The organism is Bradyrhizobium sp. 192 (assembly GCF_023100965.1).
GTDB classification, from domain to species: Bacteria; Pseudomonadota; Alphaproteobacteria; order Rhizobiales; family Xanthobacteraceae; genus Bradyrhizobium; species Bradyrhizobium symbiodeficiens.
The window spans coordinates 4793944-4813494 of the sequence record NZ_CP064690.1; the positions used below are offsets into that span (position 1 = coordinate 4793944).

Genomic DNA, 19551 nt, shown 5'->3' on the forward strand with positions numbered 1-19551 from the left:
CAATGGTTAAGCACGACGCCGCTAGTTCCGGAGCGAACCCTGGAAGTTGTTGTGCACACTCGCATTCCTCTGCTGATGCGGCCCCGAGCGACCATGTCCACCATCACCACGATCACGCCGTCGGTACGGTCGTAGACCCCGTTTGCGGGATGAAGGTCGATCCGGCTACCGCTCGCCACAAGATCGACCGTGGCGGGAAGACCTTCTTCTTCTGCTCGGAGCGCTGCCGGACGAAATTCGAAGGTGATCCCGCGAAGTACGTCGATGGGAAGGTGCAGCAGGTGCCGCCCGCCGGCGTGCCGGAAGGCACGATCTACACCTGTCCGATGCATCCCCAGATCCGCCAGGTCGGACCGGGCAATTGCCCCATCTGCGGCATGGCACTCGAACCCGAACTCGCCACCGCCGACGCCGGCCCGAACCCCGAGCTGATCGACATGACCCGCCGTTTCTGGGCGGGCCTCGCGCTTTCCGTTCCTGTCGTGGTCCTCGAAATGGGCGGGCACCTCGTCGGCGCCCATGGGTGGATCGACCAGACGCTGTCCAACTGGATCCAATTGGTCCTTGCCACACCGGTTGTGATCTGGGCGGGCTGGCCGTTCTTCGTCCGCGGCTGGCAGTCGGTTCTGACCCGCAATCTCAACATGTTCACGCTGATCGCCATGGGTACCGGCGTCGCCTGGGTCTACAGCGTGGTGGCGACCGTCGTGCCGGGCGCCTTCCCCTCCACCTTCAGGGCGCATGAAGGAGCCGTCGCGGTCTATTTCGAGGCCGCGGCCGTGATCACGGTGCTCGTCCTCCTCGGCCAGGTACTCGAACTGCGGGCACGCGAGGCCACTTCGGGCGCGATCAAAGCGCTCCTCGACCTCGCGCCGAAAACGGCTCGACGAATCCGCGCCGACGGCTCCGACGAAGAAGTTCAGATCTCGGTGCTGGAGGTCGGCGACCGGCTGCGTGTCCGCCCCGGCGAGAAGGTACCCGTCGACGGCGAAATCACCGAAGGGCGGTCGTCTCTCGACGAGTCCATGGTCACCGGCGAATCCATGCCCGTCAGCAAGGAGGTCGGCGGCAAGGTGATCGCCGGTACGCTGAACCGTTCCGGCGGCTTCGTCATGCGGGCCGAAAAGGTCGGCAGCGACACCATGCTGTCCCAGATCGTGCAGATGGTGGCTGAGGCGCAGCGCTCCCGCGCGCCGATCCAGCGCCTCGCCGATCAGGTCGCTGGCTGGTTCGTGCCGGCAGTCATCGCGGTGGCGATCGCGGCATTCGTCGCCTGGGCGGTCTATGGTCCCGAACCGCGCTTTGCCTTCGGCTTGGTAGCCGCGGTCAGTGTGTTGATCATCGCGTGCCCCTGCGCGCTCGGGCTCGCGACGCCGATGTCGATCATGGTCGGCGTCGGGCGCGGCGCCCACATGGGCGTGCTCATTAAAAACGCCGAGGCACTCGAGCGCATGGAGCGGATCGATACCCTGGTCGTGGACAAGACGGGCACCCTCACCGAGGGCAAGCCGAAGGTCGTCGCCGTGAAGGCCGCACAGGACTACTCCGAGGCCGAGGTGCTGCGGCTGGCCGCCAGCGTCGAACGCGCCAGCGAACATCCTCTCGCCGATGCCATCGTGAAAGAGGCCAAGGATCGGGGCATCCAGACGGCCGACGTCCAAGACTTCGATTCGCCCGTCGGCAAGGGCGCGCTCGGAACGGTCGACGGCAAGAAAGTGCTGCTCGGCAACGCAGCCTTCATGCACTCGCAAGGGGTGGACGTCTCCTCGATGGAATCCGAGGCGGAGCGCCAGCGCGGTGAAGGCGCGACCGTCATCAACATGGCGGTCGACGGAAAGCTCGCCGGCATCATGGCGATCGCCGACCCCGTCAAGGGCTCCACGCCCGAGGCGCTGCGGGACCTCGCGGCCGAGGGCGTGAAGGTCATCATGCTGACCGGCGACAACCGGACCACCGCCCAGGCCGTGGCTCGCCGGCTGGGGATCGCCGACGTGGAGGCCGAGGTTCTGCCGGATCAGAAGAGCGCCGTGGTCGCCAAGCTGCAGAAGGCGGGCCGGATCGTGGCGATGGCCGGCGACGGCGTGAACGACGCGCCCGCGCTGGCCGCCGCCGAGGTCGGCATCGCGATGGGCACCGGGACGGACGTCGCCATGGAAAGCGCCGGCATCACCCTGCTCAAGGGCGACCTCACCGGCATCGTCCGCGCCCGGCGGCTGTCGCGGGCGACCATGAGCAACATCCGGCAGAACCTGTTCTTCGCCTTCGCCTACAACGCGGCCGGGATTCCGATCGCGGCCGGCGTGCTCTACCCGACGTTCGGCCTTCTGTTGTCGCCGATCGTCGCGGCAGCGGCGATGGCGCTGTCTTCGGTCAGTGTGGTGGGCAACGCGCTGCGACTGCGGACAACGAAGGTCTGATCTGGCGATTCCCGACAGGCCTCTGCCGCCTTGCATCTAGGAGCCGGCAAGTGGCGTTCCCTGCCTGACGGATTCAGGGGGAACTCCATGCTCCCGAAGCGAGACGCCGTCCATGCGACTAAGGATCTCGACATTCGCATCGTTTATGGCCCCGGAAGTATTCTGAACCGCCCTCACCGCTTCCGCCTGATCGGCAAGCGCCCTTGGATCCAGCTACTCGCCCCGTGAGATCTTCGCCGTCCCCTGACGAATTTCGTCCTGATGGCTCTTCAGCCATTCCTTGATCGCCTCTTCCGCGAGTTCGTATGCCGGCTGCCCCTTCGCGAGAGCCGCGAGCTTGAGTTGGCGGATCACGCTCGGGAGCATGTAGATCAAGAGTTGGCTTCTCTTGTCCGTTCTCGCCCGCGCCTTGGACGCCTTCTTCTTCGGCTCGCGCACAACATGCCCCCATCAGTCAGATAGCTGACCATCTAGGGCCTTTCTAGCATCGCGCCGATATTCGCGGAAGTGCTGATTTTCGGAAAACCCCAAGATATCCACATCCTAGAAGGACTGCGCGGCCGAAAACCCAAAAATCAATTTAGCTCTTAGATAGCTGACTATCTTGACTCAACGGAGACTCCCTGCTCTCCTTTGGATCAGGACCGGGATGAGGCCTGGCGATCGACCTCTTCCGGTGAAGTCGGAGACAATCCGTGTCGCAGGCAAAAGCGGGTTCGCGTCGCTATCTATCGATCGATCTACTTTCGGCCAGCGGCCGAGCGCTGCTCGGTTGCGGAAATGAATCGAACTGTCAGAGGCTTGCGGTCCAGTTGACGTTGGATCCGGCGGTCCGCTCGCTCAGATTTGTCGCCACCCTGCCCGTCGCTGGCGAGCAAATCGACGTCGGCATGCTGGTGGCTGAGCACGACGACGGCTTAATTGCATACGACATCGTGGACGAGCGCACTCATCGGGATATCGATACTGAGGGGATGCTCCTGATTGCGCTCGACCAGCACAACATCTCGCTCCGTGCGGTAGACACCGCTTCGATCTGCGCCCAGCCGCTCGCCTATCACTGCGAGCGCATTTGGGAGCATCGCGCGATTGACATCGACCGTCGCCTGCGCGCGAGGATTGAACGGGCCCTTGAGAGAGACCGTCTCAGCGTTCGGGAATTGGGTCACGCCGTTGGAGAACGGAACATTACCCCGATCGTCTGCAATCTGATCTGCAAACGTGTTCTTTGCACCGACCTCGCGACCTTTCCCGATCGCGACGCCTGGGTGGCCCGTCGCTCCGATCTCTTGGTCGAAAGCTCATCGCTGAACCGCAAGACGGCGAAATCGACAAGATTGAAATTGGGAGCCCGGAAATGACCTGGCAAGAGAAACTTATTCGAAGGCATCCAACTCTTTTCGTGCGGTCTTTCCGTGGGGTGGCGTTTGCGCCGGGATATCCGCGCTGCGCCGCAGGTTGGCAGCACGTCGTAACACGCCTCGTCGAACGAGTGGCCGCTGCAGCGAACGATGGCTCTGTCTACTTCACCTACATGGTCTGCGAGAGCGGCGTGTTGCGCACCCATTGGAGTAGCAGGTCCGAGATTCCGCAACTAACGGCTCTCAAAATCGAGGAAGCGATCGGTCTCGCCGAGGCTCGCTCCGCGAGCGCGTGCGTCGATTGCGGTGCCGAAGGGCGATTGTTCGCTACCGACTTCGTACTCGCACCACTCTGCAAGCTCCACCAGCGCGGCACGCCCGTTCCGATCGCAGCGGGTCGCGATGTCTACCTTCGGCGGGGCGTCGTGAGGGAGCGCCCAGTTCTCGTCCGATCCCGATACGACTGGGACACAGATGCCTTCCTCGATCTTCCGACCTCGGTAGATCCAAAGACGAAAGCGCCTCATGGATGATCGTGCATGAGCCGACGGCAGAGTGCAAAGAAAGGGCAAAAGATGGGTATCAGGAGAAGCGAACGACTGTGCCGGGTGGGCCAGTTCGTATCGGTGAAATGCGGAGGATCAGTCGTCCCGCTGCGGCATCCCCTCATGAGGGACGCCCTGGTGCAAGCTGCGCTCGACCCGGCGATCCGATCGATCGAGTATCTGCCGACCGTTCCTACCGTGCCTTCTACATGGGATGTCGATGTTATCGTCATCGAACGCAACGACGGACGATATCATTTGGACATTGTCGAAGCTAGGCAGCGACGTTCAATAGCTCAGCATCTTATGGTTGCGCAGGCTCTTGTCGACCTGGGTTTTCGTGCATTGGTTCGGACGGAATCCGACGTCCTGCGCGAGCCTCGCTGTACCAATGCCAGGACGGTTTTCGAGTACGCCGGACGTCCTGTCGACGCCGAGCTGCGCTTGCAGATCCTCGGCGCGCTCACCGACGATGGTGTGCTGCCTCTCGCCGAGCTCCTGAGCCGCCTGCGGAGCCACCGCGATCCGGTGACTGCTGTGATGGCATTGGCTTGTGACGACCTCATCGAACTGGACCTCATATCGGCGCCGCTCGGGCCGCGCACCGCGGCGAGATTGCGCGAGTGAGCTTTCGGGACTTGCGCCCTATCGACGAAGTTGAAATTCCGGAGAATCTCGAAATGCCTGCCCGCGACAAGCGGTCTCCAACCGATACGATCGTCCAGGTGGCCTTCGAGCAAGCCATGAAGCCGGCGCTGCGCCGCTCGCTTTCCGGCAAAGCGGGGTTGGCGGTCATCGTGATCGTTCCCACCGCCGCATGGATCGCCCCTTGCGAGCGCTTCTGGAAGCGCACCTTCGGTGATCGCTGGAACGTGGTAGCCAGAGACGGCGCAAATCGGTCTGAACACAAGAGCACGGTGGGGAACTCCAACGTGTCCGGAGTGCTCGCGGACGGACGCTCGGTAGTCGGCATCGCCACATCGACCGACGTTCTTCCCTCCACGCTGCGCGCGAGCGCGGATTATACGATGACGTTGTCTGCGCCGATAGGCAATACGCTGCGGCAGGTCCTCGAAACGCACTTCGGCCGCGCCATCGCCATTCAGGCTCCGGCACTGATCGGTTCCGGATTGGACATCCACGATCTGGCCGCCGCCTTTCGTCCTCGATCGACGTCGCGCCAAATCCTCTCCCGTCTCGAGCGAGCCACGAAGCGGAGGATCGGCTCCGAAGGCGACGATCGATTGCCGTCACTCCAGACAGCCATCGAGTACGGCGCGGCTCGCCGATTTTTTTTAGACCTCGCTACCGATCTGAAAGACCGTGTTCCTTTCAGCCAATTGAGCCGTTCAGTGGTGCTGTTCGGCGAGACCGGAACCGGCAAGACGACCCTGGCAAAACTGGTGGCGAATCATATGAATCGCCCCCTCCTCGCTTATTCGGTCGCAGATCTTTTCGCTCGGTCGGATGGAGCGCTCGGCGGGGTCGTACAGGCGACCAATGCTATGTTCGAAATGGTATCTATCCAAAGTTGTGTTTTTCTACTGGATGAACTTGACGCGCTACCGGACCGCGCCACAATCTCAAGTAGAGGCCGTGACTGGTGGTTACCCGTTTTGACCAACTTCATGCTCAGGTTAGACGCTGCTTTTTCGCGCGGCGGCAGCGGTCGTGGCGAGGAGACAATCTTTATCGCCTGCACAAATTATCTCGATCGCATCGACTCGGCGCTCTTGCGCCCGGGCCGCTACGAAAAGGCCATCGAGGTCCGGCGTCCTGATCTTGTCGGCACGATCAACATTCTCTCCCACTATCTGCCGGAGATCGAAAGCGGCGAGCGTTCCGAGCTCGGACGGCTGCTAGAGGGATCGACCGGCGCCGAACTTATGATGTTGACGCGCGATGCAAGACGGATCGCCCGGCGCGAGGACGGGTCGCTCCGCGCGGATGACGTTCGTGCGGTCGCCCTGCCCGACGAGGCCATTCCACCGGCGCGCTTGCGCAGAATCTGCGTGCACGAGGCCGGGCACGCGGTAGGCATCCTGGTCCTGCGTTGCGCCATCCTGCGCGGCATCGTCGTCCGGACGCGGGATGGTGCTGCGGGACAGACGACCTCGGTCCAGGATGACTGTGATCTTCCGACAAGACGCGACTTCGAGGCCCGTGTCGTGGCAACCTTGTGCGGTCGGGCGGCTGAGCGTTTGCTGGTGGGAGAAGTATCGGTTGGCAGTGGTCTCGATGAACAGAGCGATCTTGCGATCGCGACGCGGATGATCGCATCGCTTCACGCATCTACGGGCTTGGGAGACGAACTCACTTTCACATCGGATCACCATCACCTGCTGAAGGCCGTTTCGCGCGACAAGTCGCTGCGCCGGCGCGTCGAGGCTGACCTGGTCCGTCTGGAGAAGGAGGCCGAACGACTCGTCAAGCGCAATCGGCGTGCGATCGTGGCGATTGCAGAGACGCTCGCCGAGAAGCGCCACCTTACCGGCGAGGCAGTTCGGATGCTGTTCGATGATCACAACTGGTCGGGAAAATTTCAATCATGACCGAGAGGCAACAAGCGAGTCTCGCGCGAAAATCCCGGGGCGATGAACCGCTCAAAACGTACGCTTCTTGGCGGCGACTCGGCCGACGCCGCGTCATCGGCAAGCTGCACGGGTGCCGCCCAATGTTTCCCGGAGAAACCACATGAGGCCAATGAATCGACAGATACCCTTCCCGCCTGCTGGTGCCGATTGGCTCGAGTCCTTGCGAAACGTCGGCAAAACGGAAGGAACGTTGGATTGCTACGCGCGCGACCTTCGCGACGTGGCCGAAGCATCGGGTGCGTCCGAGGCGGAGCAACTGCCGTCGGTCGGGCAGACAGCCGTAGATCTCATCGCAGTGGCCTGGCGTAGCGCCGGCGTCGGAGAGGCTACGATAGTTCGTCGCTTTTCGGCGTTGCGCGGCTTTGCCGTCTATCTAGTGCGCGAGCGCGGAATGGATTTGAGCAGCCTATTGTCCGCCGACTTTCCCACCGCGCCAAAACGCCGACGGCAGTCGGTGGGCGCGGACGAGATCGGGCGGTTGCTTGGGGACGATCCGGAAGGCTGGCGGCATGTTCGCGACAGCGCTCTGTTCGCCGTGCAGTCGGACGCCGGCTTGACCTCGGCCGAGACCGTCGGCCTCGACTTGGAAAACGTGGACCTGAAAAATTGCTTGATCCGCGTCGTGAACACTCACCTTGAGCCGCGGATCGCCGGCATCTCGGAGCGGGCGCAAAGTCTCCTGCAGGAGTATATTCGCGCGCTTCCCTTCGACCTGGCGAAGGCGGACCCGCTGTTCGTTACCTCGAAGCGGAAGCGGCTAGATGTCCGCAGCGCGCAAGTCTCCTTTCGTCGCCGCCGCATGCGTCTCGGGGTATCGCCCAGAGCGACGCTAATGGGCCTGCGTCATGCGAACGCCGCGCGGCTGGTGGCTCAGGGAAACGCGCCTGCCGTGGTGGCGAACGCTCTCGGCGTGCTCGCAACGACCGTTGGACGATACTTCGACGGCGAAGGTTAGGCGGCCGGCCTCATGAGCATTCTGTCCAGCGAGTTGACACTGTCATACCCCATCATCGCCGCGATCACCTCTGCGGGTACTTGTCCCGCCGCCATGTGGGAGGCGAACGCTCGCCTCAGATCGGTGGTGACGAGCGGCCGGCGAATGCCGAGAATCGCCGATCTACGTTTCAACTCCGCCGCGACGGAAGGTCCGTCGAGTTGCCGGTGCCCCCTGCGGAAGACGAACTCGTCGTCGCCGCTCTCCGCGTCCTGTTGCATCAAGATCGACAGTCGCTCGCTTGCGCCCTTCGGGACCGGCAGCGTCCGCGCCCTGGCGCCGAGCACAGTGAGCAGCGTTCGTTGCGAAACCGCGACATCGCCCCTCTTGAGGTCGAGCACTTCCGAATTGAACATGCCGCAACCGTACAGAAGCGCGAAGGCCGCGTTGTATAAATACGCGTCGGCACGGTCATCGAACGACACGATCGCGATGCATTGTGCGGCGGAGGGAATGAGCTGCTGCATCCCATCTCGCTACCCGACGTGCCCGAAAAGATCGACAGGCGATCACGCGCCCGGCCACCCGATTCGGCCCGCTGCGATTGCTAGTTCTGAGATCACCCGCTTGGGTCGTGCGCCAAATCGGTTGACAACAGGCCGATTGGCAAGGCCATTTTGGGTCGGAAAAGTGCTTACAAAACAAGTGCTTGCTGAGTCAGCGCTCGACTCGGTAAAGTTGTCGTTAGGAGAACCTAGAATGACCTAGCATCCCAGACGATGGGAAGACGACGCGAGACCTTCTTAGCCTAGCCAGCAGGAGCAATCTCGCGTCGTCCGATCCACATCGACAATCCAAAACCGCGGGAAGTCCTCGGACATCCATCGGAAATTGAACGGCTCGTCGAGAGCACGGAAAGAATCGCACACCGGCGGAATCTCCGTCAAGCGAATTTTTCCGGCGTCGACTTCGGCCGCCTTCAAGTCGAGCAGCCGGCGCATGTACAACGCGATAAACGATTTCGATCGCTTTCCGCCCGATATCGGCAGCGTGGTGCCGCGCTCGATGATCGAGGCTGCCGTCGGCCTTGAAGCGTTCCTCACCATTCCCCTCAGCGCCGAACTGAAGCTGCATCGGCGCCGCGACTTCGACCGCGTGCGCAAGCCCGTCGACGGCAAGAGAGGTCACAAGACAGGAAAATTCCACACGCGCAAGGATCCGCGCCGGCCGGTCATCATGAACGAGTCCTTCGTCGGAGAGCGCTGGCGCAATCTATACTACGAAGTTCATCCTTCCATTCTGCGTCATCTGGATCAGAGGTTCATAGTCGAGATCAACGACAGGAACGGTGCCTGCTGGGCCGTCCCGGATTCGTACCTCGAAGGCTCTGACGGCACCTTTGCAATCTGCGAGGGAAAGACAGCGCTGATCTTCGAATTCCTGCCGGAAGGCGGAAAGAAGCTCGTTCGCGGTTTGACGGACAGGGTCCAAAACCAGCAACTGCGAATTCAGGACGCGTTCAGGCAAGCGGGACACATTTACGAGGTGTTCGATCAGGCCTGGTCTGCACATCCGATCCGCACGGGCAACATCCGCAAGATCCTGTCCGCAACGAAGAAGCTGCCGTTCGGAGTCGCCGAGCGTCTCGCGATGGAGCGCTTGTTGAGGGGCGACGATCTTACGGTCGGCGACTGCGCGCGCGAATTCGCCGGTCGCGGCGATTGCCCGGAAGAGTGGATTTGCGCGGCGATGGGCAATGGCGTTCTGGAGATTGACTTCGATCGTCCCATCGACCGCGCGTCGCGCGTCTCACTTCCCTCGCCTCCGTTCTGGAGCGACCGATGAACGCGCCTTTCACGATCACCGTTCGGACAAACACGGGCACTGTCCTCATATCACGCGGCCAGTTCATGAAGCTGGACGACGTCCTTTGGCAATTCGTTGGGCTGAGCGAAGACGGGCTCCAGGAGTTTTACAGCCGAACTCTGAAAAGGCACCAGCCCTTCCACCCCGACGAACTGCACGAATTCTGGAAAGCCGGGCGCCTGGTGGTTTTGCCGGACACGAAGAGGCCCACCAAGCCCTCGGTCCTCCGCAACATCCAGGTTCCTTTCGAGAACAACTACACCCCCGAACAGAAGCGGATCATGCTTATTCGCGAGCATTTCGCGAAGCGGTTTCATGAAGATCATCCAGGGAAGGTTGGCAGAAGCCCGGTCAGCGTCGAGAAGTGGCTTGAAGGCGTCGAACCGCCCCCGGTGCCCCATGAACCTAAGGAGCGCTTGTCGAAATGGAGCGTCGTTCGCGCCTACGACGACTGGATCGCAGGCGGCCGCCGCATCGAGGCCCTGGCGCATGGCAACGCCCACGGAACGCACGAGAGCACGCTCGCGCCGGTACGCCACATCATCGAGGAAGTGATCGAGCAGTTTCACGTTCCCTATAAGGAAATCGAGGTGCCGGAAGTGCTCGGCATCATCCTGAAGGAGATCGAGCGGGCGCAGCAGGACGGCGAAGTCCCGGCGACGGACGAAAGCGGTGCGCCGCTGGTTTTCGAACCGTGCCGGCAGACTATTCACAACTACATCAAGAAGCTGAGCGGCTGGGAGGTGGAGCGGATCCGTGGAGGGATCGACGAGGCAGACGACAAGCACGCGCCGAAGGGGCGCAAGCCGCGCGTCGAATATGCCTTTCAGGAATGGCAGGGCGACCATGCCCTCATCCCGATCGAGGTCGGCACGAGCATCATCGATCAATACGGGACCGCGCACGACATCAGCATGGGCGGGCTCTGGCAGACCGCCATCGTAGACGTCGCGACCCAGTACGTTTTCCCGCTGGGTCTCGGCGTGGACGCTCCTTCCACTGCGCGCAGCATGGAGGTCCTCCGGACGGCGATGTGCCCGAAGGGCGAATACTTCGAGCGAATGGGACTGAGCGGCCAGTACGACCCGACGATCATTCCGGAGATGCTGTTTCTGGACAACCAGATCGACAATCACGGTAGAGACCAGGCCGCTGCCATGATGGATCTCGACATCGAGAACGGCTACGCGGGAGCCTACAAAGGCAGCCATAAGGAAAGCGTCGAACGTTGGAATAGAAAGTTCAAGAAGCACTGGCGGAAGTTTCCGGGCGCGCTGCCAAGGGCCGAGGACCTCGGTCGCGGCAAGCGTCCGCGCAAGCGCGCCGCAGTTCCGTTGAGCATCGAGGACATTCGCCTGGAGTCGGCGCGCTTCGTCGCCGAACACAACGACACCCCGCAAAAACGGCTCGGCTACATCTCGCCCAACGAGGCTATGCGGCGCCACGTCGCCAAAATCGAGGACGAACGGCGGAAGGGTAACCCGCTTCCGTTCCGCCCCATCCACGAGAAGAGCGCCGTCGACGTCCAGCGCATATTCTCGATCCGCGCGGTCGTGACCGTTCGCGAACACGGCGTGCGCTACCGGTATCTCGAATGGGTCTGCGACGCGTTCAAGGACAGGGAGGGGCACCGGGTCGAGCTTTTCATTCCGCCGGCCGACGTCTCGGAGATCTGGGCCTTCGATCTGGACGACAAGGTCTGGATCCAAGCCTACGGTGCCTGGCCGTTCTACATGGTCGGACTTCCGTGGACCGAGCATATGTTTGTTCGCGCCCGAATCCTTAAGCACGAGGCCTCGCTGGACGAGGGCGGCACGCGGCGCTCGGTGGATTTCAAGCGCAAGTATATGGCGAACAAGGCAGAGGGCCTGCGCCGTTTGTTCGATCTCGCAGGCAAGTCCTTCGAATTACAGCGCGGCAAGCCGCGCAACGAGCGCCTTTGGAAGCGATCCCTCCCCGTCGGCCATCTCGACTTTGCACTCCTCTCGACGCGGGCCGCCGCGGTCGACATGCGCGAAGGTCGCATCCCGCCCGGCATGGAGAGAACGTTCAAGCTCGCGGAGAACAAGGGGACGAAGCGGCCGATGCAGATCATGAACCCCTCGCTCGATAAGGCGCCCGCGTACTGGGAAACCGAGGACTATACGGAAGATCCGCTGGCTCGCGGCGACGGAGGCGAAGATCTATGAGCAAGAGTGTGCCTGCAGTCGTCGGCCGGAACCCGGTCACATCGTCGGCGAAATGGATGGAGATGTCCGCGTCGGACCGTCTTAAGGAATTGCGGTCGCTCAGGGTCTTTGCGCCGGACGCGGCGAAATGTTTGACACGGCTAAATGCTCGGCTTCGTGGCGACAGTCCTGCCTCCAGCGGAAACGCCGGCATTCTCATTACCGGACCGGCCCATATCGGAAAGCATTCGTTGATCGCACATCTTGCCGATAGCAATCCTCCGACGCCGACCGAGACGATTGATCGCCACAGCATCGTGGTTGTTCCGCCTATCGCGCGGCCGGACCCGGGCGGACTGACCGAGGCCATCGAATTGGCAACGGGTTGGAGATATCAAGGGGCACGTCTCCTGGGTGGCGCCGGCCCGGCTTTCCAGGTCAACAGGATCTGCCAAGCGAAAGGCGTCAGAATCCTGGCGTTCGATCGCGCGATGTTTCTGTGCGGCCGGCACGCGATAGCGCCGGAGGCGGTCCCGTTCCTCAGCGGCATCATGGATGCCGGACAGACGCTGGTCGTCCTCGTGGGGCCGAAGACACTGGAGGATCGGATCAGGAAGACCTCGGGGCTTTCTGAAAGGTTCTTCTTCTGGCGCCTCGCGCCTTTCGCGTACGGAGACGAATGGGTCGCCGTGCTCGGAAGTTACGAGCGAGCGATGCCGTTTGCCCCCGGTAGCCTGACTTCCGGAACGATGCCGGCACGGCTTTATCTCGCGTGCTGGGGAAAGCTGCCTCGTTTCGGGCAACTGACAATCGAGGCCGCCCGCAACCGGCTGAGGAACCGCAGCTCGAACGCCGTCATCGAGCTTCAGGACTATTACGACGCCTACGCCGAGTTGATGCCCGACGACAAAAAGAACCCGTTCCGAAAAGACTATACCGCGCAGGTCCTCGCCGAGGACATCGAGCGCGGCCCGCGGGTCGACGCCGCCACGCTGACGGGAGTCGAATGATGATCGAGACCCGATGGACCGATAGTTTTCCTCTGATGAACGGGGAAAGCGCGAGCTCGTTCTCGCTCAGGCTCGCCAATTTCCTGACGGTCAGGCCGGAGGGGTTCCTGAAATCCGCCTTCGGCGACCCGCGCAGCCTTGCCCACGCGGTGCACCGTCACGACAGGCTGGAGTTCTTGAGCGACGCGAGTGGGCTCGATCCAGTCGCACTTTCACGCGCGTTCGTCCTGCCGACCGATGGCTCGTCGCGCGAGCTTGCCGTCTTGGACTTCACCCTGTCCGAGAACCATCTCGATCAGAGCGTCCGCCGCGTCAGTCCGCTCGCTCTTTCGCTCGACGTGGCGGCGTCGACGCCACCGTATCACCGTATCACCTGGTGTTTGCGGGATCTCAGGTTCGATCCGGCGACCAACGCCCCTCTTATTTCGGCGTGCGATCATTGCGGGAGAGCTCTTACCTGGGAGACTTGCTCGGATCCGGGGACGTGCGGTCGGTGTGGCAGGCCACTGTGGCGGGCTGCGGCGCCGCACGTGCCCATGACCCAGTTCGATCTTTTCCTCTGTGATCTCTTTCATCCGAACGCGGCGGTGCGCTGGGACCGGAGAACGAAATTGGCATCGCCCCTCAGGAACTGGCCTGAGGGCGACTTGATCGACCTGCTGCGCGCGCTGCAGCGTGTGCAACGTCTTTTTCCGTCCGCGCATTCGACCGACGACGCCGTCGGACCGTCCGTCATCGAAGCGGACGGTTCGATAAGCGAGATGCTGAATCAGAACATAAAGGCAGCCGGATCGGGCTCGAGCACGGCCGTCACGGTTGCCGCTGCGGCCACGATGGCTGTGCTGAAAGAGTCCCCTCGCCCAGTCGCGGAATTCCTGACCTCCTTACTGGTGAGCCGAACATGACGATTCGCCAACGCATCGTGGATCACATCGCTCGAACGATCAGCGCCGGCGAAGCCCGCGAGGCGAACATTCTGCTCGGCTTGCTGATCGCAAATTTCGCAGGGATCGATGGCTTCCTGGACGCCACTACCGCGCAACTCGGCGGGTTCCTATCGGCGCGCTATCACTCCGCGGCTACCTTCGCACGGCGTTTGAGTACGATGCGGTTGATCTACACCACGTTGATTATGTGGAGGATGCTTGAATTCAATCCAGCGACCGACATCCGGCGCCCGACCGTTGTCGTCCACGCGACCGACTTCGATGTCTCTCCGGCGGACGTACAACGGCTCATAGAGGCACAGGAGACTGTCGTACGGTGCGGCAACGCGTCCGACTATTACTGGGCGCACCAGCAACGCGTCGTTTTGGCCTCGATGTATCTCGTCGCGAGCGGGGTGCTTCTTTCGGAGCTTGAGGACCTGAAAATGCGCGACTTGGGCTGCGGAATCCTGAAGGTAGGGTGCGGCACGCTACGCGAACGCGTAATTTGGCCTTCGAATGCCGCCCTTGAGGCGATCGGGAACGCTGCTCATTCCACTCGCATACTGCCGCCTGTGCCAGGCGCGCCGTTGTTCGTGCAACCCCACGGAGCTCTTCTGAACACGAAGCTTGTATCAAAATGGTTCAGAAGGGCAATCGAACGCGCTGACATACCCGGCCTAACGCCCGCAAAAATTCATCGATCCGCCGCCAAGGGCGTTCTCGAAAACGGGCTTGGATGGGACGTTGCGCGGAACCCATCCGGTTACCGTCGGATCCCAAAGATGAGCGACGTTCCGTCTTTGACCGACATGGAACGCGCGATCGCGCGCCATCCGCTCGAGTCGGTCTAAAAACCGTCCGCGACTGTTTTCCTAGCCTGACCACCGCTGGTTATGTAGCCGGCGGGCTTTCGTGCGCTCGCGCCAAACGGCGCGCGATTTCCGATGGACAGTCCTGACGAAAAGCAAGTTCTGATGGACCGTCGCAACGAAAAGCAGTTTCCAATGGACCATTCGACGGCAAAAAGCAGATTTGGATGGACGCAGATTTTGAGGGAAGCAAATTCACTTCGACCAGGTGCATTGAAATAATTGGAGTTTTTTAGAAAGACGGTGCAAATTCATCTGGATTCTTCACCAGCCAAATCCAGGGCTACCCCGAACCCCGCTCCCGGCCGACAATCCCGGCGCGCTACGACCATCGATGTTTTGCTTGCACTTTGATGCCCGTCAACCTGGTCGCGCCTGGATCGACATTTGCATGGGCAGGTTCAACCCGGCCATACTTCCCGAGGGGCCATTGGATAAGAGCCCAGGTCACAAGCTGCCCGATTGGAGCTTTCGCTGACGACGCTGAAGGTTCTTCACACGACAACCTATCGATTCAACGAACATGTGCGCCTGTTGCCGCACCGCCTCATGCTTCGTCCGCGCGAAAGCCGCGAGCTTCGTCTGATCTCGAGCAACGTCACGGTGACGCCGCCTGCGGCCTTGACCTGGGCGCACGATGTGTTTGGCAATGCGATCGCGACGGCGACGTTTCAGATGACGGCCTCCAATCTGGTGATCGCCAGCGTCGCGGAGCTTCAGCTCGACGCCGTCGCATGGCCTGTGTTCGATATCGCGGTCTCCGCCATGTCTTACCCATTCCGCTATTCTGGCGACGACTGGACCGACCTCGGCGCCCTCGCCCTCCCCCAGTTCTCGGACCCGGCGGGGGTCCTGCGAAATTGGGCACAAATGTTCGTCCGAGGAAGTCGGACTGACACGCTGTCGTTGCTAAAGGACCTCAGCGTCGGCGTTTCCGAAGCTGTCCGGTATCAGAGCCGTGAGGACGAGGGCACCCAAACGCCGGTAGAAACCCTGCATCGTGGCTGGGGGTCATGCCGGGATTTCGCGGTGCTTTTCACGGAAGCAGCACGCATGCTCGGGTTCGGAGCCAGAATCGTCTCCGGCTATCTTTACAATCCAGAACGACGGAGCATCGGGTCGAGCGGTGCAGGATCGACCCACGCGTGGGCGGAGGTCTTCGTACCGGGAGCCGGCTGGATCACATTCGACCCCACCAATCGCAGCCTCGGCGGCTTCAATCTAATCCCGGTCGCGGTCGCGCGCGATATCCGGCAAACGATCCCGGTGTCCGGCAGCTTCGTCGGCAGCACCGGTGCCTTTGCCGGGATGTCCGTAGAAGTTTTTGTCTCGTCTTAGGTCGACCTTCGGCGGATTGCCGGCCGGCTTTCGTTGACGAACCTGTCGATGGCCCAGAAGCAAAGTGCCCCGACGACGCAAATGATCAGGATCCCGCTGATGAGCGAAAGCATGGAAGCGCCCTGTGCTGCCTTGGCAGCGAAGCGCGCGCGACTGGGGATGAAGGAAAGATCGCCCATCGCTCCCGCGCCGGACACTGCTTCGCGAATTTCTCCGATCGGCAAGACCAAGTCTGTCCAATCGATGCGCGCTCACGTTGCGCTAGATCAATTCACGTAAGGCCTCCTGGATCATTATCGCGCATCCTTCCGAAGACGCCGGCTTCAGACCGCCGCGCTACCCGAAAACGCATCTGGAGATGCTGTTATGAGCAAATCGTCCAAAACCACGCTTGTTGCGCTCATCGCCGCCACGACGCCGTGGCTAGTCGCGCCCGTCGCTGCGGCGCCGCTCACTTCCCCGCTGATGCTGCGCGGCGCGGTAGCACCATCGGTAGAGACGGTGCAATATCGCCGCGGCTGGCGCGGCGGCTATCATGGCGGTGCAGGAATTGGAATTGGTGCGGGCATCGCCGGCGCTCTGATCGGCGGAGCGATCATTGGCGCAACGCAACCCTACGGGTATTATGGCTATGGCCCCGGCTACGGGCCGGCCTACGTCGCTCCGCCTCCCTATGTTGACGACGCGGTCGGCTATTGCGCACGGCGCTTCAGGTCCTATGACCCGTATTCCGGAACCTATCTCGGCTATGATGGCCTGCGGCATCCCTGCCCGTAACGACGGCAACCTCGGTCTGGGCAGTCTGATATGCTGGTCGGGCTGCCCACAGATATTCGAAGCCGTCGTTGATCCACGTCAATTCGTTCGCGAAAAACAAATCCGCCATAGGCGGGAACGCCTGTCCGCCGCTTCTATTCGTTCTTTGTCCGATCCCGGACGAACAAGAATTGGTGGATTCCATGAAACGCACCCTATTGGCGACGGTCGCAGTCCTCGCACTCGCATCTCCGTTATTCGCGGCTGAGACCGGCAAGACCGTTGGGCAATCGCCCTCGTCGTTTTACCTCGCTCAGGATACCGCGACGATGAAGTGTCAGATCGTCGAGAGCCAGCCTGCTACCGGCAGCAACATGAAGGTCGTCGGCGCCGCCCATGTCAATCGGCGTTTGACTGGGACCCCCTATCGGCATCCAAAATGGACCCCTTTGATCGGCGTGCTCTGCTGGTAGCGCTCGGGTCGTCGGAGCTGGTCGGGGTTGCGGAGACGGCGCGAGCGCGGGTTGTTTGAACATCGTCGCGGCTTTTGAATCGCCAGCTGTCGTTGCCGGTCTCGACGATGTCGCAGTGATGGGTCAATCGGTCGAGTAGCGCGGCGGTCATTTTGGCATCGCCGAACACGCTCGGCCATTCGCCGAACGCAAGATTGGTGGTCACGATGACGGAGGCGCGCTCATAGAGCCGGCTGACGAGATGGAACAGAAGCTGGCCACCGGACTGGGCGAAGGGCAAATAGCCGAGTTCATCCAGCACGATGAAGTTCATCCGGGTCAGATGCTCGGCGAGCCGTCCTTGCCGTCCGTTGCGGGTCTCGGTCTCGAGGCGATTGACGAGGTCGACGACGTTGAAGAAGCGGCCGCGGGCACCGGATCGGATGCAGCTTCTTGCAATTGCAATGGCCAGGTGGGTTTTGCCGGTGCCAGTGCCGCCAACCAGCACGACGTTGCGTTGCTGGGCGATGAAGCCGCCGCCAGCGAGATCATTGACGAGAGTCTGATTGATCGGCGTGCCGTCGAACTGAAAGTCGGCGATGTCCTTGGCAAGCGGCAGCTTGGCAATGGTGAGCTGATATTTGATCGACCTGGCTTGCTTCTCGTTGATCTCGGCGTTGAGCAGATCGCCGACAATGCGCTGAGGTTCGTGCTGGCGCTTGACGGCAGTTGCCATGATCTCGTCGAAGGCAGCCTTCATGCCGTAGAGCTTGAGTTCGCCCATGAGGTCGAAGATTTGGGTTCGTTCCATCAGATGGTCCTCCGGAGGTTGTCGTAGCGGGCACAATCGGCGATCGGTGCATGACGGAGCGTCAGTGCGGCCGGTGTCATGATGTTGGCCGGTGGGGCGGGTTCACGTTGACGGGCCAGGATGTTGAGCACCACATCGGCGGAATGGACGCTGTGACTGAGCGCTTCGGCACAGGCCGCTTCCACCGCGGGCAGACCGTCAGTCAGCACCGCGTTGAGGATATCGACCATCTGCCGATTGCCATCGTCGGTGCTGGCAAGCTTGCGCCGGATCCGCTCGATCGCGGCCGGCAACACCCAGTCTTTGAAGGGAGCACCGTTGCGCAAGGCGCCGGGTTTGCGGGCGAGCACCGGCACATAATGCCAGGGGTCGTAAACGGTATCGCCGCGCCCAAAGGATCGCGGGTGCTCGGCAACGATGCGTCCATCCTGACGGATCACGATGCGATCGGCATAGGCTTGAACCTCGACCGGTCGTCCGACTGCGCTGGCTGCGACCGAGTATTTGTTGTTGTCGAAGCGCACCAGGCAGGTCTTCGAGACCGATGCCGTCACCGCATGGAAGCCGTCGAAGCGGCCGGCATAGGGAACGAGTTTGGGGCGTTCGGCTTCGAACACGTCCCAGATCGTCTGATCGACTAGCTCCGGATGGCGATGAGCCTTGGCGTAGGCGATGCATTTGTCGAGCAGCCAAGCGTTTAATTCCTCGAGGTTTTTGAACCGCAGCCGCGGCGTGAAGAAGCGTTCCCTGACCAGCCCGACCTGGTTCTCGACCTGCCCCTTCTCCCAGCCCGACGCTGGCGTGCAGGCGACCGGATCGACCAGATAGTGGCTGCACATCTGCAGGAAGCGACGATTGTAGAGACGCCCTTTGCCGACGAAGATCGTCTCTACGGCGGTCTTCATGTTGTCGTAGATGCCGCGGGTGCAGGTGCCTTTGAACAAGGCGAACGCCCGGTCGTGGGCGTCGAACACCATCTCCTGCGTCTCCCGCGGATAGGCCCGCACGAACAGCATGCGGCTGTGACAGAGCCGGACATGGGCGGCCTTCACCATTACCGTGGTGCCGCTCAACAGGACCACCTCGTGGCTCCAGTCGAACTGGTAGGCTTCGCCTGGGTCAAAGCTCAGCGGGACATAAGCGGCCGCGGTCGATTGCCCGCGTTCCTTGCTCCAGCGCCTGGCGTATCGACGAACCGCATCATAGCCGCCGGCATAACCCAGGCCGCGAAGCTCCTCGAATAGCCGGATCAGTGTCAGCCGTTCCCGCGCCGCCTTGCTCTCATTCCCTGCCAGCAACCGATCAAGCTCGGCACTCCAGGCACCCATCTTCGGGAGCGGCTGCGTCTCGCGCTCGTACCGGAACTCCGTCGCTTGAGAACGAATGACCTTGCGAACCACCTTCCGCGATACGCCAAGTTCTCGGCAGATCGCCTTGATCGGACGACCATCAACAAAGTAGGCGCGACGGATCTTACCAATCGTCTCCACCACCAGCATCC

General features: G+C 61.8%; 16 protein-coding genes and 1 pseudogene. 12 read left to right on the top strand and 5 right to left on the bottom strand.

The window, feature by feature from the left end:
• Window positions 1-2: 2 nt before the first annotated feature.
• Window positions 3-2417 carry a heavy metal translocating P-type ATPase gene (locus IVB24_RS21930; protein WP_247768657.1) on the top strand — a complete coding sequence of 805 codons (2415 nt, stop codon included), beginning with the start codon at window positions 3-5 and terminating at the stop codon, window positions 2415-2417.
• A gap of 213 nt (window positions 2418-2630) precedes the next feature.
• On the opposite strand, the gene IVB24_RS21935 is transcribed toward IVB24_RS21930, so the two are convergent.
• Window positions 2631-2792, bottom strand: coding sequence for a hypothetical protein (locus IVB24_RS21935; protein WP_247768658.1), 162 nt, complete (start codon window positions 2790-2792; stop codon window positions 2631-2633).
• 320 nt (window positions 2793-3112) lie between these two features.
• On the opposite strand from IVB24_RS21935, the gene IVB24_RS21940 reads away from it, so the two are divergent.
• From IVB24_RS21940 to IVB24_RS21955, 4 genes are all read left to right on the top strand, one after another.
• Entirely contained in the window at window positions 3113-3778 is a 666-nt protein-coding gene (locus tag IVB24_RS21940; RefSeq protein ID WP_247768660.1) for a hypothetical protein, read from the top strand.
• Between the two features lie 683 nt (window positions 3779-4461).
• A complete protein-coding gene (locus IVB24_RS21945) occupies window positions 4462-4950 on the top strand; it encodes a hypothetical protein (RefSeq protein WP_247768662.1) in 489 nt (162 codons plus the stop codon).
• Window positions 4947-6875, top strand: a complete 1929-nt coding sequence (locus IVB24_RS21950) for an AAA family ATPase (protein ID WP_247768664.1) — start codon at window positions 4947-4949, stop codon at window positions 6873-6875. Before IVB24_RS21945 ends, IVB24_RS21950 begins: the two co-directional genes overlap by 4 nt.
• A 151-nt stretch (window positions 6876-7026) precedes the next feature.
• The gene (locus IVB24_RS21955; RefSeq protein ID WP_247768666.1) at window positions 7027-7872 is read left to right on the top strand and encodes a tyrosine-type recombinase/integrase; all 846 of its coding nucleotides are present in this window, start codon (window positions 7027-7029) and stop codon (window positions 7870-7872) included.
• Here the strand turns inward: IVB24_RS21955 and IVB24_RS21960 are convergent.
• Window positions 7869-8378: a tyrosine-type recombinase/integrase gene (locus IVB24_RS21960; RefSeq protein ID WP_247768668.1), complete on the bottom strand. Its 510-nt coding sequence runs from the start codon at window positions 8376-8378 to the stop codon at window positions 7869-7871. The two genes, IVB24_RS21955 and IVB24_RS21960, sit on opposite strands and share 4 nt — an antisense overlap.
• Before the next feature lie 472 nt (window positions 8379-8850).
• Here IVB24_RS21960 and IVB24_RS21965 point away from each other — a divergent pair, with 472 nt between their 5' ends.
• The 6 genes from IVB24_RS21965 (at window position 8851) to IVB24_RS21990 (ending at window position 16031) form a co-directional block, all read left to right on the top strand.
• Window positions 8851-9696, top strand: a complete 846-nt coding sequence (locus IVB24_RS21965) for a hypothetical protein (protein WP_247768670.1) — start codon at window positions 8851-8853, stop codon at window positions 9694-9696.
• Window positions 9693-11906 (top strand): Mu transposase C-terminal domain-containing protein, encoded by a 2214-nt coding sequence (locus IVB24_RS21970; RefSeq protein WP_247768672.1) that lies wholly within the window; start codon window positions 9693-9695, stop codon window positions 11904-11906. The genes IVB24_RS21965 and IVB24_RS21970 overlap by 4 nt, the downstream gene beginning before the upstream one ends.
• The gene (locus IVB24_RS21975; protein ID WP_247768673.1) at window positions 11903-12895 is read left to right on the top strand and encodes a TniB family NTP-binding protein; all 993 of its coding nucleotides are present in this window, start codon (window positions 11903-11905) and stop codon (window positions 12893-12895) included. Before IVB24_RS21970 ends, IVB24_RS21975 begins: the two co-directional genes overlap by 4 nt.
• The gene (locus IVB24_RS21980; RefSeq protein ID WP_247768675.1) at window positions 12892-13800 is read left to right on the top strand and encodes a hypothetical protein; all 909 of its coding nucleotides are present in this window, start codon (window positions 12892-12894) and stop codon (window positions 13798-13800) included. The genes IVB24_RS21975 and IVB24_RS21980 overlap by 4 nt, the downstream gene beginning before the upstream one ends.
• On the top strand, window positions 13797-14675 hold the full coding sequence (locus IVB24_RS21985; protein WP_247768676.1) for a hypothetical protein: 879 nt from the start codon (window positions 13797-13799) through the stop codon (window positions 14673-14675). The genes IVB24_RS21980 and IVB24_RS21985 overlap by 4 nt, the downstream gene beginning before the upstream one ends.
• Window positions 14676-15167: 492 nt before the next feature.
• Window positions 15168-16031 (top strand): transglutaminase family protein, encoded by an 864-nt coding sequence (locus IVB24_RS21990; RefSeq protein ID WP_247774150.1) that lies wholly within the window; start codon window positions 15168-15170, stop codon window positions 16029-16031.
• On the opposite strand, the gene IVB24_RS21995 is transcribed toward IVB24_RS21990, so the two are convergent.
• On the bottom strand, window positions 16028-16255 hold the full coding sequence (locus tag IVB24_RS21995; protein WP_247768678.1) for a hypothetical protein: 228 nt from the start codon (window positions 16253-16255) through the stop codon (window positions 16028-16030). The genes IVB24_RS21990 and IVB24_RS21995 overlap by 4 nt on opposite strands.
• A 142-nt stretch (window positions 16256-16397) precedes the next feature.
• Here IVB24_RS21995 and IVB24_RS22000 point away from each other — a divergent pair, with 142 nt between their 5' ends.
• Window positions 16398-16808 carry a BA14K family protein gene (locus IVB24_RS22000; RefSeq protein WP_247768680.1) on the top strand — a complete coding sequence of 137 codons (411 nt, stop codon included), beginning with the start codon at window positions 16398-16400 and terminating at the stop codon, window positions 16806-16808.
• A gap of 378 nt (window positions 16809-17186) precedes the next feature.
• Here IVB24_RS22000 and istB read toward each other — a convergent pair whose 3' ends face one another.
• Window positions 17187-18050 (bottom strand): IS21-like element helper ATPase IstB, encoded by an 864-nt coding sequence (istB, locus tag IVB24_RS22005; RefSeq protein ID WP_346771335.1) that lies wholly within the window; start codon window positions 18048-18050, stop codon window positions 17187-17189.
• 8 nt (window positions 18051-18058) lie between these two features.
• Window positions 18059-19549: pseudogene (istA, locus tag IVB24_RS22010) on the bottom strand (IS21 family transposase); the annotation flags it as partial.
• Window positions 19550-19551 lie beyond the last annotated feature (2 nt).

Excerpts from the sequence above, each read along its gene's own strand:
- IVB24_RS21930 (WP_247768657.1), top strand. The coding sequence starts at position 3 with ATGGTTAAGCACGACGCCGCTAGTTCCGGAGCGAACCCTGGAAGTTGT.
- IVB24_RS21955 (WP_247768666.1), top strand. The coding sequence starts at position 7,027 with ATGAATCGACAGATACCCTTCCCGCCTGCTGGTGCCGATTGGCTCGAG.
- IVB24_RS21960 (WP_247768668.1), bottom strand. The coding sequence starts at position 8,378 with ATGCAGCAGCTCATTCCCTCCGCCGCACAATGCATCGCGATCGTGTCG.
- IVB24_RS21965 (WP_247768670.1), top strand. The coding sequence starts at position 8,851 with ATGTACAACGCGATAAACGATTTCGATCGCTTTCCGCCCGATATCGGC.
- IVB24_RS21970 (WP_247768672.1), top strand. The coding sequence starts at position 9,693 with ATGAACGCGCCTTTCACGATCACCGTTCGGACAAACACGGGCACTGTC.
- IVB24_RS21975 (WP_247768673.1), top strand. The coding sequence starts at position 11,903 with ATGAGCAAGAGTGTGCCTGCAGTCGTCGGCCGGAACCCGGTCACATCG.
- IVB24_RS21980 (WP_247768675.1), top strand. The coding sequence starts at position 12,892 with ATGATGATCGAGACCCGATGGACCGATAGTTTTCCTCTGATGAACGGG.
- IVB24_RS21985 (WP_247768676.1), top strand. The coding sequence starts at position 13,797 with ATGACGATTCGCCAACGCATCGTGGATCACATCGCTCGAACGATCAGC.
- IVB24_RS22000 (WP_247768680.1), top strand. The coding sequence starts at position 16,398 with ATGAGCAAATCGTCCAAAACCACGCTTGTTGCGCTCATCGCCGCCACG.
- istB (WP_346771335.1), bottom strand. The coding sequence starts at position 18,050 with ATGGAACGAACCCAAATCTTCGACCTCATGGGCGAACTCAAGCTCTAC.